This is a genomic window from Paraburkholderia monticola (assembly GCF_001580545.1).
Classification (GTDB): Bacteria; Pseudomonadota; Gammaproteobacteria; order Burkholderiales; family Burkholderiaceae; genus Paraburkholderia; species Paraburkholderia monticola.
In genome coordinates this window covers 632,858-649,012 of record NZ_LRBG01000037.1, presented here as the reverse complement: position 1 = coordinate 649,012, position 16,155 = coordinate 632,858, and the positions used below count along the sequence as shown (strand labels likewise).

Here is a 16,155-nt window from a genome sequence, read left to right as displayed (position 1 = left end):
TTGTTAATCACTTATATCTTTGTTCTACAACCTCTGTGCATTGCTGACGAACTGAAAAACCGCCGGGCTCGACGTATCGAATCGATGCAGTTTTTGTCAAGGAGCTTCGGCGAAATCAAGCGGTTTAATTGTACTGCGTTTTCGGACAGAAACCGCACTACTGACCGATGTCGGAGAAAGGGGCCGCGAGTGCGTGCGCTTTGGCCGACTCATTGAGCGATGAGAAATCGCCGCTGGCCTCTTTGAACGCCCCTAGGCATTTGACCCCAGGCGACACGCATGACCCGTCGTCATCACCAAGCCGAACGCCCCGGCATGGCAAGAAAAGATGGCATTCCAGATTTCGGGAACGGGCTCCTCGTTTGTCCGCTCGCTACCGCATCGTTCGCACCGCGGGCCGCTGCGGTAGCACGATCACGCAGGCGGCGATGAACGCAATGAGGTTTAACGAGGCGTACGGCCGGCTGATCTCGAGGTGACCTTGAGAAGCGGGTTTGTCCAGCAAGTCCTCCAAGGTCGCGCCTGGCGGGCGCGTGAGGATGAACGCTGCCAAGAAAATAGCGGTGCGTCACAGCCGTGACCAGAAATAGCGTGCACCGACGCTTTGGTGCGGGTCTGCTGATCGTTCAGACATTCGTCCCGGAATGAACCATTGAACGTCTCGATGAAGCTGTTATCGGTCAGCCTGTCCGGACGGCTGAAGTCGATCTGCACCTTGTAGTCGTAAGCCCACGTGAGCAGAGTTGAGCGAAAAGACGCGGCTGCCTGGCAGCGATTCACAGTCGCGGCATAGATTTGGGATTCGCTCACGGGAAAGCATCGAACGATGGACTCCCGAGCTCTTCGCTAAGAGCACGTTGAATTTGATCGAAGTCCTGCTGTCACCGCGCCCATCGCTCGTCAAGATGCCTTAAGCAGCAGATCCGTCCTGCGGCGGACGACTCTGCTCACCGCTGTGTCTTCCTTCGTTTCTTCGGCTTCGGTGGTGTGAGCGCGGCGGTCCAGAACGCAGCAGCCGCGCGCTTGCTTGCGGCTGTCGTTCGTACTCGCGCGGAATTCGCGACGGTATTGGCGCCACTCAACCACATGCTCATGAACGGGTTCTTCATCGTCCAGGGATTCTTCATGTCAGCCTCGATTGAAGGAACGTCTCGCGGGTCTGCTATCGACAGATCGACGCAATGACTATTCCCGAACTTCCGCAACGCCGTGATCCACCTACTGTATCGCTCTTCCGGCAGGACGCTGCGGTATGAAAGCCACACAGAGGACCATGAACGCCACCAGGATCAACGACGCATAGAGCCGGCTGACCTCCAGGCCACCTTGAGAAACGGGTTTGTCCAGCAAGTCCCCCAGAGTCGCGCCGAGCGGTCGCGTCAAGATGAATGCGGCCCAGAAAATAGCGGTGCGCGAGATTCGCGACCAGTAATAGAGTGCGCCGACGATCAGCAACCCCGCGCCGAAGATCAGAGCGCCAATCTCATAGCCAAGCCCGAGCCCCCCTTCGTCCGATCCCGCCACCCAATCGCCCAACGCCGTACCTAGTGTTTGCGAAAAGAGGATCGTCACCCAATAGAACCACTCGGCTTTCGCCGTGGTCACGCTTTGCACTGCCACGGTCCCTTCCGTTTTGTACCAGACGGCCAGGCTCGTCAGCAGAAGCGCGAAAACAAGGGCTACACCGCCGGGATAGCCGATGCCAACGGAGCGATCGAAAAAGTCCGCCATCGTGGTACCGAGCGTGGTGGTTGCGACGATGGTCGACCAATAGAGAACGGGATGAAAGCGCGGCGCCCTGATCTGTCCCGCGACCAGCCCGATGAAAATAACCGCAAATATTGCCGAGCCGATCAGATAACCGAGTTTGAGCGACATGGTGACCCAATCGCCGCCCGTTTCACCCAGCGTCGTGGCGGCGATCTTGATGATCCAGAATCCCAGCGTGATCTGCGGGACCTTGCTGACTGCATGCGCGCGAGTTCGTGACGGATTGCTATTCATGTGACGTGCTCACTAGTCTCGTGGTTTGAACAAGGGCTCAACCATCGCAGAGCAACGCTTAACAGCACCTTAAGCATCCACAGAATCACGGCGGTCAGATTTTCCTGGGCGAGCAACGGGGCGGTATTTCCCGGACTCTTCAACGCAGCTCCAGCCACATAGGCTGATGATCGGACGAGCGGCTGTGCGGATCCACCTCGCACGATGCAATGCGTGCGGTCAAATCTTGCGTGACGAAAACGAAATCGCACGCGAATGGTCCTTCGGGCCATTGCTCATGATCGTATAGGCCGACCGTCGCGGCACGCGGCTCGCCAGAATGCACGCAGGCCCACGCGTCGACGAAAGCTGGAGCGTCGGCAATCGGTTCAAGGATCCCGCAATAGGCGGCGTCTTCGAACGCGCTGTTGAAGTCGCCACAGAGAATTGCGCTGATCGGACGCGCCGTATCGGCAAACGGGCTGTCCGGTCTTTCGGCGCGGGCGGGAAAGCGTGCGTGAGCGCACGCCTCCTGGTGCAGTTCCCGCAGTCTCGCTACTTGCGCGAGTCGCTGCTTTTCCGAATAAAACTCCAGGTGCGTGCTGATGACGCGCAATGGACCGATGTCGGCTTCGAGCACCGCTTCGAGCGCGACGCGAAGCATCGACGGCGTGGCCGGGTCGGCAGGCCACGGCAGCGAATGTCGAAGCACCTGGCGGACCGGCAAGCGGGTCGCGATCGCATTGCCGAACTGGCGCCGATGACGGCTCGCGCCCAGTGAAGGAAGATCGGAGCCGATCGCGTCGAATACCGTCATGTCCGGCAGCAAAGCGGCAAGCTTCGCGAACTGATCGACCGATGGCCCGCCTTTCAACCCGCCGGCCGCCGGTTCTTCGTTGAAACCGCGCGTGACTTCCTGCAGACACAGGACGTCGAAGTCGCACAACGCGCGTGCTTCCTGCACGATCCGGCCAAGGTCGACGCGGCCGTCAACGCCGCAACCCCACTGCATGTTCCAGTCGACGAGCTTCATGAGGGTCTCCTTAGAAGAGCCGACTACAGTTTATCGCTGCGCCCTATCGCGCGATGAATCAGTGGGGCGGCCCATTCCGCCAGAAGTTTCCACCGCCGGCGCCTTCCCATAAAGTTTTCTTTCAATCGGCCGTTATCTCGACGCACACACCCGTCGAAACGGAGCACCGTTTGAAAGATATGAGATTTGCTGCATCGATCGTTGGGATCACGACTGCACTCTATTTGTCCGGATGCACCACGACTGGACAGCCACAGATCGCTGTTCGACCGGTTTCTCACGCTCCACAGGCCACTGCGGTTGTGACAGCACCGCCCTCCCGGGCTGTCGTTACCGCGAGGCCGGTAGTCGTGGAGGAGGTGATTCCGGAAACCAACGACATGTATATCTCGGCAGCGTCGAACGCCGATATCGTGTTCGTCGGAGGAAGCACATACATCTGGGCAAAGGGGCCGGACGGGCGACGCTATCGTCATTTCTACAGTCACGGCGATAGGCGCCAGGAGGTGTTTCGTCGGCGCGACAACCTGCGTTCGGTCGTCAGCCATCGTCCCGGACATCCGCCAGCAAAATACGCGGGGCACAGTTCTGCTCGCCAACGAGAAGATCTGCGTCACCCGCAGCCATTGCATGCGAACGGTATGTCACGCCACGATCATCGGTCCTCGCACCGTCTGGTAGCCGACGATCATTCACACCACATTGATCCGCACCATTCAGCATCCAAACCGGGTCAGTCGGTCCGCGATGCGTCCGCCGTGCATAACGGTGTACGACAGCACCCCGCCCCCAGTGTGTAGCCGGCAACACCGTTCTCATTCTTTCGTCCACGCTGCGGCGCAGGCCTTCGCAAAGTCCCGGCGCGACCATGGCTGCCGGCCGAGAAGCGACGTCGGGCGCTCGACCTGCGCAGCCGTCGCAGCGGCCCCATCGCGTTGATATCGCAACATGATCAGTCGCATGTCATAGGCGAGCCGATCTGGCGAACCCGATTTCAGGCGTGTTTCGGGCGCCACGAGATTGCTGGCCGTATTTAACCAGACCAACCCGGTGCCAGCTAGCACCGCCCGGCTGGCCGGTGGCAAATCTTCTCGCAGTGTGTCTGCTCCGAGAAGTCTGCACTATCCGTTCACTCGAAAGTCACAAGGTGGCGAAACGCTTGGCTGTCGCTGGCCTCTCCACTCGTTCGTGTGTATTGCAGTTATCGCCACGACTCGCATCGCTGCTCTGGCGTATTTTCCAGGGTGTCCCTTGGGACCAAATATTGCTGCACACATTGCAGTCCAGTTGATCTGGGATGACGACGTTATGATGGGGCTACTCAACAGATACGAGAACGTGAACCGCCCCGAGGCCGCAATTGAGCGCTCGCCCCACCTGCGCTGAGGGGTGTGTTCTTCCGGACAGCTTGAATGGAGACACATGATGTACGAAGCGCAACTCAGCAATCTGTCAGCACGCCTCGCCAACGCCGCACGTGAAACCGCAGGGATGCCAGAGGAAAGTCGGCAAGCATGGCTAGCCGCGATTGAAGGCGAAATCGATGCGTTGCGCACAGAGATTGAACGCAACCAGAACGTGGAGCCGGCAAACCGTTTCCAGCTTCTTCAACAACTGGAGGACGCAAGAGCGATCGCCACAGGTCTGCTCTAGACGATGGATCGCCTTTCTCGCCCGATAGTCGATCTTATTCGCGTGGCACGACGGTTGCGGTAATGGATTTCGGGAGCGAACCATCACATTCTCTTTGTCGCCGGCGATCGCAATTGTCGCCCGCTACCAGGTGATCACTCCGTCTCCGCCACGGAGCCAAGCAATGCAACTCGCAGATGATGCTGACAATAGCCGCGCTGGACGCGTGCGCCGTCGTCGGCGCTCACGTGAAATCTCGAGATATGCGGGCAGGCCGACCCGCCTCCTTTGGCGCTATGTAGGTCGTCGCAAGTTGGCGCATGTCGTAGTGCTTGCGAGCGTCCTGATCGCCGTGGGGTGCGCGCTGGCATCGCAATACGGTATCAAGAACCTGATCGATGCACTGCCCGCCGGACGTGCGCATCCGGAGACCGTGATTCGCGCTTTCATGATTCTGGTAATACTGATTCTGGCGGACAATCTGTTCTGGCGAATCGGCGGCTGGACCGCCGCACGCGCGTTCGTCGGCGTAACGGGTGATGTCCGCAACGAGATGTTCGCCTACCTGTCGGCACACGCTCCGGCATTCTTTGCGGACAAGCAGCCTGGTGTCCTGTCCAGCCGGGTGTCGGCCATGGCGAACGCCGTCTATACGGTGGAGAACACCGTCGCGTGGACCGCACTGCCACCGTGTCTGACCATGGCGGGCGCCATCGCCATGGTCGCCGTGGTCAGTGTGCCGATGAGCCTCGCGCTTGTCACCGTCTCCGTCGGGCTCGCGTTGTGGCTCTTCCGGCTTGCGAACAAAGGAACGGCGCGCCACCAGGCATTCGCCGCGCGTGCCGCATCGGTGGACGGCGAACTCGTGGACGTGATCGGCAACATGGGGCTGGTACGCGCGTTTTCTTCCGTGCCGCTGGAGTGTCAACGGCTCGACGCACATCTGCACACCGAGAGCGCGGCGCGCACGCAAAGCCTGCTGTACCTCGAAAAACTGCGGCTACTGCACTCCGCTACCACCGCGCTCTTCTCCGCAGGCCTTTTGGGGTGGACACTCTGGTTGTGGAACCAGGGACGTGCCACCACCGGTGAGGTCGTGCTCGTTAGCTCGCTCGGTTTTGCAATCCTCCACGGCACCCGGGACCTGGCGGTCGCGCTCGTCGACCTCACCCAGCATATTGCACGTCTGGGCGAGGCGACGCAGACTCTGCTTGTCCCGCATGAGATGCCAGAGCGCAGCGATACGCAGCCTCTGCGGATCGAACGGCCCACCGTGGACTTCGATAACGTGTCCTTCGCCTATTCCGGGCGCCGGCCGGTGCTCAGCGAATTCAACCTGCATATTCGCGCTGGCGAGCGGGTGGGTCTGATCGGTCCGTCAGGCTCCGGAAAATCGACCATCTTCGCTTTGATCCAGCACTTTTACGAACCGCAGACAGGCAGCGTGAGGATTTCGGGGCAGGACATCTCGCGTGTGACGCTGCATAGCCTGCAATCGGCGATTTCAATCGTGCCGCAGGACGCGTCCCTGTTTCATCGATCCCTGCTGGAAAACATCCGCTATGGTGTCCCTGACGCGACGGAAGCCGATGTTCGCCGCGCGTGCGAGGACGCAAACTGCGCGGACTTCCTCGCCGCGATGCCCGGGGGCCTCAACACTGTAGCCGGCGATCGCGGCGCAAAGTTGTCGGGCGGTCAACGCCAGAGAATTGCCATCGCGCGTGCTGCTCTCAAGGACTCGCCGATCCTTCTGCTCGATGAAGCCACTTCAGCGCTCGACACGGTTTCAGAACTCGCGATCCAATCAGCCCTTGAGCGGTTGATGCAAAACCGCACCGTCATCGCCATTGCCCACCGACTCTCCACCTTGCAGACCTTCGATCGCATCGTCGTGATCAATCGAGGGCGCGTCGTTCAGGACGGCTCGCCGACGGAGCTGGCGGCCGTCCCGGGGATCTATCGCGACACTCTAGCGGGACAGCGCAGGCGGTTCGCCGCGCCAGAGGTATCCTGACGCGGGAGCGACCCGTCAATGCAGCATTCATTCGGGCTTCCTCGCGATAGCATTGTTCACTCGCGCAGCGAACCAGAACCTTTTCAGGCTGATTTCGATACGGAATCGCGGCTGTCTTCGTCCACGCTCTCGAGTCGAAAAATGCGTATGGCGGACGCCGCACCCTGATTCCCCCGTCGCTCGACGTCCTGCGCGAGCAGTTCCCGGAAAACGCCCAACGCCGGCACGCCGTGCAACCGGCTGAACTCTTCGAGCACCTCTGCGATAGCATGGTTCAATGTCTCAGGTTTGCGCGTACTGGCAATGTGCGAACTGCCCCTTACCAGCTCCAACATGTAGGTCACCCGACCCAGCGCCATCGCGGCGCCGGAGATAGCTTTCTTCGGCATTTCAGTTCTCCCTTTCCGTTTTCACACAATCACTCGCAGGGCTGCAACGTGGCGTCAGCGAACCCAATATTTCGTACGATTGCGCGAACATTGGCCCGTGGCGACGACCGTCTATACCGGGCCGACAATGGCGCTTACAGAATGCGTGGGTCGCTCGACGCCGCTGTCGATTTCTTCTTCGTAGGACCTCCGGCCTCAAATGATTGGGCGGGACGCTATTGCAGCCAGAATGACCGGTAGCCGCGCCGGTTTTACAAAATGATGATCGAAACCAGCCTTGAACGATTCGGCTTTTTCTGCGGCCGCGCTCAGTGCGGTCACCGCCAGCAGAAACGGGCGGGGGGTGAAACCCATGCGTCGGATCTCTTTCGCCACCGCGTGTCCGTCCACGCGAGGCATCTGGATATCGAGTATCACCACGGCAGGATGCCAGGCATAGTACGCGGCGAGCGCGCCTGCACCGTCCACGGCCGTCTGGACGATGTAGCCGGATGCTTCGAAGAACAACACGTAGGCTTCGACGAGATCCGCGTCGTCGTCCGCGATGAGTAAGCGCTCCGCTTTGGCAGTGGACATAGATTCCTCTAGGTTGCCCCTAATGTCGCGCAATTTAGGGACCCGATAGAATCAAAGCGGATAATTTCAGCTAATATAAATTCAGCGAATACTCCATACGGATTTTTCCCTTCTTCGAGGGCGAACATGCGATTGGCTGACTTCATCCTCCGCGACATGGAAACGATCCTGGCGCAATGGGAGGCGTTTGCAGCGACCCTGTTTCCGGCAGCCGCTAACATGCAATCGCTGGCTCTGCGAGACCATGCGCAACAGATTCTGCAAGCTGTAGCGAAGGATCTGACGACGGTCCAGACGAGGGACGCGCAAACCGAAAAGTCATTGGGCCGTGCCCCGGTTCGTGCCGGCGCTCCAGCGACAGCCGCGCAAACGCACGCGCTGTTGCGGGCGCGAGGCGGCTTTGACATCAACCAGTTGGCCGCCGAATACCGCGCCCTGCGAGCGAGCGTTCTGCGCCTCTGGATGGACGACTGCCAGCCTGAATCCCCACATCCGGATGATGTCATCCGGTTCAACGAGGCCATCGACCAGGCACTTGCGGAATCGGTCGGTCATTTCAGCGCGCAGGTAGACCAGGCTCGGAATCTTTTTCTTGGCATGCTCGGGCACGATATGCGCAGCCCGCTCCAGACCATCCTGATGACGGCCCAATATCTGGCAGCGCTGAACGCCGGGGAGCAGATATCGGGAGCCGCATCCCGTTTGATCAGAAGCGGCGGTCGCATGCAGGCTCTTCTGAGCGATATGCTTGATTTCAATCGAACCAGGCTGGGTTTGGGTATCAATATCGCGCCGACCGATGGCGACCTGCAGAAACTACTTGCCGACGAACTCGACCAGTTACGGGCAGCGCACCCAGACCGTCGGGTCGATCTCGACGTGGTGGGTGACTGTCGAGGCGTTTGGGACGGCCGCCGTCTGCAGCAGTTACTCGGCAATCTGGTTTTGAATGCAATCAAGTACGGCGCGCCCGATGCGCCGGTGCGAGTGGTGGTGACTGGCGACGCGCGGGATGTTCGCTTCGAGGTCAGGAACTACGGGCCGGCCATCGAGCGAATCACGCTGGATCGGATCTTTGACCCACTTCAGCGTGGCTTGAATCAGGAAGGTTCATATAACCCCGACGGCAGTCTGGGGCTCGGACTGTATATCGCGCGCGAGATTGCCAAGGCTCATGGGGGCGAGATCGAGGCGCGGTCCGACGGGACAGAAACCATATTCGCTGTGCGCCTGCCGCGCGGTCAGTAGCGCGCATGCCCGTGCCACGCATGGATCCGACACAAGGCGCCAATGCGCTCGCCAGGTATAGCCCTTGCGCATTTGAGTGCGTATCAGCTGATGACCTATGGAGGAACCGCATGCCACAAGTCATCGTTGCGCTGTTCGGTTCATATCATGACGGCGATGAGGCGCTTCGCGCGCTGCGGGCACTGGGGCTAAGCCCGGACCATGGACATTTATATCAGGCAGGAAAATGCGCCCCGGCGACGCCTGTTTCTGTCAACACTCCAGAACTGGACTGGCGCCTCCACGAGTCCGCGGAGTATGCCGCGCACGGCGAGCGTCCGGGCGCAGGCGCGAACCGATACAACCCGGAGACGGAAGATTTGGGTATCAGCGCCGACACTGCGACTTCCGTGAGCGTCGACACAACCTCGCGTACGCTTCTAGTGATTGAGGACACAACTGGCCTGAGACCCGCCGCCGCTTCCGAGGTGCTTTACGACTACGGCGCGCTCGCGGTAAAAGACGCGGCCGGCCATTGGCGCTTTTCACCCAACCGGAAGGTCTGCCGCAGCCAGGAATCGTGATTTGATTCGCAACCCGAAATTTTCCGACGCCGTGATGACAGGTGGTCACACCCCTTGCTCATCCCCCACCCGGGTATGCCGCTTGCGCGTTCCAGAGGCACCCTTTTCAAGGAGGTGAATCATGGGCTCAATCAACCCGCAAGGTGGCACCCAGGGCGGGGCCAATATTGTAGGCGGCGGCATGGGGGAAGGACCGGGACCGGACATCATGGCCGCAGCCACGCTGGACGGAACCAAGGTGATGTCTTCCGACGGCGAACATGTGGGGAAAATTTCAGACATCATGCTGGACGTCCGAAGCGGACGCATTGCCTACGCAGTGCTGGCGGAGGGAGGATTCCTCGGCATGGGGGCCAATCTGCACGCCATCCCATGGAGTGCACTGACTCTCGACACAGATCAGAAATGCTTCTTCGTCGACATTACCGCCCAACGCCTGAAGGACGACCCCGGTTTTGACAAGGACCACTGGCCCGTCATGGCGGACGCAAAGTGGGGAATGTCGATGCATACCTACTACAACCGGGACCCGTACTGGTCGGCGACCCGCGAAGTAGTCGAAGACGACTCGAGCATCAGGCCGAGCGAACACTAAAAAGAAGGACGGCCAAGCCGCGCCACGCCGACAGCTAATCTGTCGCTCTGGTGTCTGCGCCACCGCGTCTCACTGCGGTGGCGTACCCGCTTCAGCAGAAGACGCGACAATACGGCTCCCTAAAGGGCGACGAAAATTTGGATTCGCTGTGGCTACGCCAGCGGACCTGAGAAAGTCGTCGCGAACGCCCCTGCGAGCGCGACACGTCAGAAGTTGCTCGACCCTGAGTCCTCCACGTTCCTCACACCCGACCAGTAAGGGTCGCGGTTGTAGTACTGATGGACGGTGGCACCCCACGAGGCGTCCGCCATTGAGGGCCAATGATCCTTGTCAAAACCTGGGTCGTCCTTGATTCGCTGTGCGGCGATGCTGACGTGGAAGCACTCCGCGTCGGTATCGAGCGTCAACGCGTTCCACGGAATCGCGTGCAGGCTTGTGCCCATCCCGAGAAATCCGCCCTCGGAGAGCACCGCGTATGCAATCCTGCCGCTTCGCACGTCGAGCATGATGTCGGAAATCTTGCCGACGTCCGCACCATCTGACGAAATGACGGTCGTCCCCTTAAGTGTCGCTGCAGCCATCACGTCGGAACCGGGTCCGTCACCGGTACCACTGCCGACGATTTGCGCGCCGCTGCCAGGTGCGCTCCCTGGTGGGTCGAATGTGCTCATGACGTTCTCCGGATTGTCAGGGGGAAAACTTCATCAGCGCAACGAATATGCCCACGCGGACATTGCTTGGCGCAGGGACTCGGGCAATACCTTGACGACCGGACTCGCGTCGCGAGGCAGGTCAGCGTGACGGGTACACGTTCATCGCAGCATCGCAAGAAAATTGTGCGCACCCCGGCTCGCGGAATACCCCTTGCTCGTATCAAGTCATTCCACCCCACCGGAGACTCAGATGGCTACCGACCCGAAGCAGCACAACCCCGCAAGTGACAAGTCCGAAGAGGATGTCGACAAGGCGGTAGAAGACACCTTCCCGGCGAGCGACCCGCCCTCGACAGGAGGAACCACCCGGATTGCGTCAGAGGACGGCGACGAAGTCGACGAGGACGGAGCTAGTCCGCAGTAATCACACCCAGATGAGTGCCTGCGTGTACCGACATCCCAAGAAACCGCACTGACGAGCGCTCGGTAGCTTTGCCTGGCGGATGCATGACCGTATCCGCCTCGACCGAGGAATTCGCACAGATGAGTCCATGGAAGTTCATCGTCTACGTAGACTGTGAGCTTGCGTAAGTTGCGAGAAGTGAAGAATCGGATCGACCCACACAACCCGTCGATAGTGGTCCTCGTGCGGACCGCCATCCTTTTGTCTATAACAATTTGGTGACGCAGGTATCGAGCAACGTGCGAAATGTACCGCGACGATGCTCGGCAAGGAGGCGCGCCACGACACGAAGCACCTCTGGATTGTGAAGCATGCCCCAGTGACTTACGTTGTCCACTTCGATGTTCCGATGATATTCGGACTCTGTCCCGACACATCCTGCCCAACCGACGACACCATCGGATGGCGAATATACCGACGTACAAGGGACCGCAGGGTCGATACTCAATCGCCTGAGAAGCGCCTCATCCATCGGTGACACTCCGCCATTCAGGAGCGTGAAAAGCCAACCGGCGTGGGTCGAGTTTGGCTGGTCCGCAAACGGCGTCGCGAGGGTGATGGCCTGTCTCACCAGCTTCGGATGCGTCTTCGCGAGTTCGCGGGCGTACACTCCGCCAAGGCTCCAGCCGATTAATGAAATGGGGCGACCATTTTGGCTATGGATACGCTTCAACTGCTCGCTTAACAGGTCGAGAAAACCGTCGAATTCGGTATCGGGCCACTGGTTGACGCCCTGCTCCCAGTCATGGACTTCGTAATTCAGCTCTTTGAGCCTTTCTCGCAAGCCTTCGGTCGCATATCCGCTGACGCCCAGACCTGGAAAAACGATCACAGGATGGCCGTCGCCTTGTGGCAAAGGCTGGGAGGCGGGAGCAAGACTTGCAACGTAGTCCGCCATCGCACGAAGGGGTTCCAGCGCAAAAAGTATCGCTGGGGGCGGCGTTAATTCAAGTTTTTCCATCGAATCTCCCAGACGCCGCTATAGGGTTCGCCGCACACCATCACAAATTGCCAGATGAGCGTTGCGGAGAAAAATGTCCCCCGAGGGTTGCGACCAATGAGGCACCGTCAAGGGGGAGCAGAATCAGCAGAAAGTGCGGGATAGAGCCGGGAACCAGCGCTCCGACTCATTCCGTAAATCACGCCGCGTCCCATGGAGCCTGGAGACCGCGTGCAACGCGACGAAACCGGTCCGTCAATCTATGTCTATTCGGCCTCGACAATGTTCGTTCCGAGGGAGGCGCTCTTCGTGAGACTCTCGACGAAACCCTGCGCATCACGCGCATGCTGCTGGTATTGAGACGGCGCGGTGGCAGTTAATGCACTCTGAACACCTGACATGATTTCGTAGACGTGGCGGCTGTACGCCGTGAGTTTTTCCGCAGTGGGCTTCACGAGGCTGGTCGACAGCGCAATCAGCTCCTCAGGTTTCGCGGACAACGCCTTGGCCATCAGAGCCTCGTTTTCAGCGAGCGTCGCTTTGACTACCTGAAGATTTAGCTGTGTCAATTTTTCCAAGCCGTCAAATGCGGTGCTCGAGAAGGCAAATAGCTGCTGGATACCGGTATTTTGTGCGTCTACCAGACGCTGGGGGATAAGTGTGCTCATGAATGCTCCAGATAGGGAAGACGACCGGTGCAAGGACCCTGAACGGATTCAGGAGCACGGGTCATGGGCCAACGGCCAATTGCTGCGGCGCAACAAAATTCATTGTAGGCGCATTATTCCTGAAGTCAATCGTGCCCTAATCATTTAGCCTCGCGATAACAACAAGCCCGATTTTCTCGGTCAATTTATTATCAGCAGAACGAAGTAGAGGAAAATCCAGAGAATGGGGCTCCTGTTTTGAGCCCCTGCGACTCTCACTTCACGGCTTCTCCCACACCGAGGTCAGCGCCAGTCATCGGGTCAGAGGAAGTGTCCGACGCCGTACGCGAAGCCATGGCTCGAAGAACCTCGGCTTCGTCGGCCGTCACGTTCACGGTTGCCGTGCCGTCGCCACCGTCCACAGCCGGTTTCGGCGCTTCGACGAATTCCCACTCGGGCCCCTCATTCCACGGACCTCGCGGAGCTCCATCACTTGCGGACATTTTGTAATAGACGCTTGTAAATTCCGGGACACCGGGAAGCTTTCCCTGAGGGAAATTCGGCTGGATGGAATGGAGCGCTTTTTCGAACGACTTCTGATGGGCGATTTCCCGCGTCATCAGAAAGCCCAGCGTTTCCTTGATGGCGGGGTCATCGGTCACGTTAATTAGCCGTTCGTACACAATCTTGGCCCGCGCTTCCGCCGCAATATTGGATCGAAGGTCTGCGGTGGGCTCACCGATGGTATCGACATAGGCTGCTGACCACGGAACCCCAGCGGAATTGGTGAGTGCCGGGCCGCCCCCATACAGTAGCGCTGTGATATGGGAGTCGTTGCCACCGCCGGTCATGCCGCGATAGAGCTCAGCTTCACTTTCAACCGCTTCCGCTAGCTGACCCTTTGCCCCCTTGTTCAGCATCGCGACGATGGACCCGACGATTTCCAGATGGCTGAGTTCTTCCGTTGCAATGTCGAACAGGAGGTCCTTGCGACCAGGGTCATCTTCGCCCACAGCCTGAGTGAAATACCGGCATGCCGCGCCGAGCTCACCTTGTGGTCCGCCAAATTGCTCGAGCAGCAGATTTGCGAGGCCGGGATTAGGCGCGGAAACACGCACCGTGTATTGGAGGCGCTTGTTATGGACAAACATGGTGTTCTCCTTTAAGAGCCCGGCAATGACGGAGCACCGTCTATAACGCCAGGCAACAGGATTCGGAAGTCGTGAAAGCGGCGATGCTGTCGCGCACCGCTTTCACAACGGAGGTCTCAGAAGGATGAGTTCTGGCGAGGGGCGGCAAACGCACCGCACATGGGCAGGGAGACTGCGTCCTTGTTCCGCATGTCGCGTTCCCGAAACAACGTGTACGGCTCGAAATTATTTTCTGGAGGGTGAGGACTTCGGGAATAGCCGTTGCGCGTCGATAGCGTCGAGATATCTGTGGGTCGTCTGGTGCACCGCCGGATTCTCTTCTCTGTTTTCTACCCCTTACGAGAGAGCAAATCATGACCGCAAAGACTGTGAAAGACCTGTTTATTCACTCGCTGTCCGACGTCTACAGCGCGGAAAAGCAGCTGACCAAAGCGCTCCCGAAACTGGCGCGCGCCTCGACCAGCCCCGAATTGAAAGCGCTGTTCGAAATGCATCTGGAGGAAACGCACGGGCAGGTCGCGAGAATCGACCAGGTTGTCGAGTCCTGCGGTATCAAACTGAAGCGAATCAAGTGCGCCGCGATGGAAGGGCTTGTCGAGGAAGGAGGCGAGGTGATTGAGGAAATGGAAAAAGGGCCCATTCTCGACCTCGCTCTCATCGGAGCCGCTCAAAAGGTCGAGCATTATGAAATCGCGACCTACGGAACGCTCGCTGCGCTGGCCGAAAAGCTGGGCGAGTCTGCCGCCCAGAAGCTGTTGCTCGATACGCTGAAGGAAGAAAAGGCCGCCGATGAAAAGCTGACGGTGTTGGCGCAAGGAACCATAGTCGAAGAAGCGATGGCTCATTAGCCCTTGATGCATCTGGAAGCGGCCGTCCTCTACGGCACGGGGCCACGTCGTAACACCCGTTGTCCTCAGGCGCGGTCCTCCGCCCCTGAGGCCCTCCGGACTCGAGGTCGCCCGGCGTCCGGAATCCTATCGCTCAGCTTCCACCCGAGGCAGGGTCGGTAGCCGACGAAGGCGTGGCGGACCCCGCCTTCTTGTGCATCTTCTTGTGCGAACCCGTTGTTGCCGGTGCCATCGTATTAGCCCCTGACGCGCCCGAAACCGTATCGGTCGATCCGCCAGAATTCGGCTTGCTCATTCCCGTACCGCCTTGTCCTCCAGCGGCACCGCCGCCTGCGCCTTGGGCAAAAACGTTACCCGATATTCCAACCAGAAGCACAGAAATCAAAACCCCTTTCGTCGCAACTCGCATGGCAGTCCCCTCAAGTACGAATCGGTCAACGCCGGACGGCGCTAATCCGTATGTTCGTGCCCGCAATTCGCATACCGTGTCGGAGCCGAGCAGCGTGGAACCACCCAACGACGAGAACACCTGTTACGACCCACGCGACGTGGCCGGCTCGTGACGAATTCGCCGCCGTCGACCGCGACAACGGTTGCCATCAGATCCAGCCGAACGCTCACCAAGAACGATGACGCGTCCGATATAACAGCAGCACCACTTACGCAATCACGCAGCTGACGAGTTCTGCCTCAGTGACGACGACGGGCAATCTGCCTTGTCTCGCACCTCGCGAGCAGCAAAATCGGGTTGTATGCAGGAGTCGGGTATGACGCATGCTGCGGCGTAGGCGCGGCATCGGCGCGCATAGCGCCACCGGACCGGAGACGATCATGAAGCGGGTAGCGACGATTTTGAGCGTGGTTTCGTTGATTGCCAGCACCTGCGTGTTCGCGCAGACAAACAGCAACAGTGCCAAGCCCACCGGGCAGGACCAGCAGGAAGCGCAGCCCGGCACCGGCAGTCACAGCATGGATCGAGCCGCGGCTGCCGGCAGCAGCAAGGCCGCTAGCGGAACCTTGATGCACCAACGCGAAAAGGGAATGTCACCGCAGGGCGCGTCGGGGACCGACGCGACCGGCAGGATGAAACAATAGACAGGGGCGACAAATCGCGCTGCCAATGGGCGACCACGATGCTGGTCAAGCCGGTATGTTACGCAGCGACTCGTGCGCATCGCGTGAATCTGCATGGCGACGCTTTTCAGCTTGTGCTCGCGCGCGCCCCGTGTGTATGAAGCCAGCAGGAGCGTCGGAGGACGTAGCGGTCCAACCAGGTTTGCTGCGAATGGCGTCCTTGTGAATTGATAACGGGTCAGCACGCCGGCCGGACGGCACACTTAGATCATGTCGCGCAGCCCGCGCATTCAAGTTGGCGTGTGTTGTCTCTCCGATCCAATACCGACGTGAACGGCAGCGCAGC

At 59.5% G+C, this 16,155-nt stretch carries 16 protein-coding genes and 1 pseudogene; 8 read left to right on the top strand and 9 right to left on the bottom strand.

All coding sequences use genetic code 11. The annotated features are described in order from the left end of the window. Positions 1-624 precede the first annotated feature (624 nt). From CI15_RS38375 to CI15_RS26870, 3 genes and pseudogenes are all read right to left on the bottom strand, one after another. Positions 625-732: pseudogene (locus CI15_RS38375) on the bottom strand (integrase core domain-containing protein); the annotation flags it as partial. Between the two features lie 486 nt (positions 733-1,218). After that, the gene (locus CI15_RS26875) at positions 1,219-2,004 is read right to left on the bottom strand and encodes a COG4705 family protein (RefSeq protein ID WP_062133713.1); all 786 of its coding nucleotides are present in this window, start codon (positions 2,002-2,004) and stop codon (positions 1,219-1,221) included. 139 nt (positions 2,005-2,143) lie between these two features. After that, the gene (locus CI15_RS26870) at positions 2,144-3,016 is read right to left on the bottom strand and encodes an endonuclease/exonuclease/phosphatase family protein (RefSeq protein WP_062133710.1); all 873 of its coding nucleotides are present in this window, start codon (positions 3,014-3,016) and stop codon (positions 2,144-2,146) included. Positions 3,017-4,438: 1,422 nt separating this feature from the next. Between CI15_RS26870 and CI15_RS26860 the strand changes: the two genes are divergently transcribed. Together CI15_RS26860 and CI15_RS26855 are read left to right on the top strand one after the other, a co-directional pair. Continuing rightward, a complete protein-coding gene (locus tag CI15_RS26860) occupies positions 4,439-4,669 on the top strand; it encodes a hypothetical protein (protein ID WP_153041199.1) in 231 nt (76 codons plus the stop codon). Positions 4,670-4,832: 163 nt separating this feature from the next. Further along, positions 4,833-6,662, top strand: coding sequence for an ABC transporter ATP-binding protein (locus tag CI15_RS26855; RefSeq protein WP_062133702.1), 1,830 nt, complete (start codon positions 4,833-4,835; stop codon positions 6,660-6,662). Positions 6,663-6,745: 83 nt separating this feature from the next. Here CI15_RS26855 and CI15_RS26850 read toward each other — a convergent pair whose 3' ends face one another. Both CI15_RS26850 and CI15_RS26845 read right to left on the bottom strand, forming a co-directional pair. Next, positions 6,746-7,051: a hypothetical protein gene (locus tag CI15_RS26850; protein WP_063910574.1), complete on the bottom strand. Its 306-nt coding sequence runs from the start codon at positions 7,049-7,051 to the stop codon at positions 6,746-6,748. Between the two features lie 195 nt (positions 7,052-7,246). Beyond that, positions 7,247-7,627, bottom strand: a complete 381-nt coding sequence (locus tag CI15_RS26845; protein WP_062133699.1) for a response regulator transcription factor — start codon at positions 7,625-7,627, stop codon at positions 7,247-7,249. 126 nt (positions 7,628-7,753) lie between these two features. Here CI15_RS26845 and CI15_RS26840 point away from each other — a divergent pair, with 126 nt between their 5' ends. From CI15_RS26840 to CI15_RS26830, 3 genes are all read left to right on the top strand, one after another. Continuing rightward, positions 7,754-8,875: a sensor histidine kinase gene (locus tag CI15_RS26840; protein ID WP_062133696.1), complete on the top strand. Its 1,122-nt coding sequence runs from the start codon at positions 7,754-7,756 to the stop codon at positions 8,873-8,875. Positions 8,876-8,985: 110 nt separating this feature from the next. Then, entirely contained in the window at positions 8,986-9,438 is a 453-nt protein-coding gene (locus CI15_RS26835) for a hypothetical protein (RefSeq protein ID WP_062133693.1), read from the top strand. A gap of 121 nt (positions 9,439-9,559) precedes the next feature. Then, entirely contained in the window at positions 9,560-10,033 is a 474-nt protein-coding gene (locus tag CI15_RS26830; RefSeq protein WP_062133690.1) for a PRC-barrel domain-containing protein, read from the top strand. 206 nt (positions 10,034-10,239) lie between these two features. Here CI15_RS26830 and CI15_RS26825 read toward each other — a convergent pair whose 3' ends face one another. After that, positions 10,240-10,704: a PRC-barrel domain-containing protein gene (locus tag CI15_RS26825; protein WP_062133687.1), complete on the bottom strand. Its 465-nt coding sequence runs from the start codon at positions 10,702-10,704 to the stop codon at positions 10,240-10,242. Positions 10,705-10,936: 232 nt separating this feature from the next. On the opposite strand from CI15_RS26825, the gene CI15_RS37395 reads away from it, so the two are divergent. Beyond that, positions 10,937-11,110: a hypothetical protein gene (locus CI15_RS37395; protein ID WP_162842064.1), complete on the top strand. Its 174-nt coding sequence runs from the start codon at positions 10,937-10,939 to the stop codon at positions 11,108-11,110. Between the two features lie 244 nt (positions 11,111-11,354). On the opposite strand, the gene CI15_RS26820 is transcribed toward CI15_RS37395, so the two are convergent. From CI15_RS26820 to CI15_RS26810, 3 genes are all read right to left on the bottom strand, one after another. Next, entirely contained in the window at positions 11,355-12,110 is a 756-nt protein-coding gene (locus tag CI15_RS26820) for an alpha/beta hydrolase family protein (protein WP_062133684.1), read from the bottom strand. Positions 12,111-12,355: 245 nt separating this feature from the next. After that, the gene (locus CI15_RS26815; RefSeq protein WP_062133680.1) at positions 12,356-12,757 is read right to left on the bottom strand and encodes a phasin family protein; all 402 of its coding nucleotides are present in this window, start codon (positions 12,755-12,757) and stop codon (positions 12,356-12,358) included. A gap of 254 nt (positions 12,758-13,011) precedes the next feature. Continuing rightward, a complete protein-coding gene (locus CI15_RS26810) occupies positions 13,012-13,887 on the bottom strand; it encodes a manganese catalase family protein (protein WP_062133677.1) in 876 nt (291 codons plus the stop codon). A gap of 353 nt (positions 13,888-14,240) precedes the next feature. Here CI15_RS26810 and CI15_RS26805 point away from each other — a divergent pair, with 353 nt between their 5' ends. After that, positions 14,241-14,735 (top strand): YciE/YciF ferroxidase family protein, encoded by a 495-nt coding sequence (locus CI15_RS26805; protein WP_062133674.1) that lies wholly within the window; start codon positions 14,241-14,243, stop codon positions 14,733-14,735. An 831-nt stretch (positions 14,736-15,566) separates the two neighbouring features. Then, a complete protein-coding gene (locus CI15_RS26800; RefSeq protein WP_062134228.1) occupies positions 15,567-15,830 on the top strand; it encodes a hypothetical protein in 264 nt (87 codons plus the stop codon). Positions 15,831-16,155: the final 325 nt, after the last annotated feature.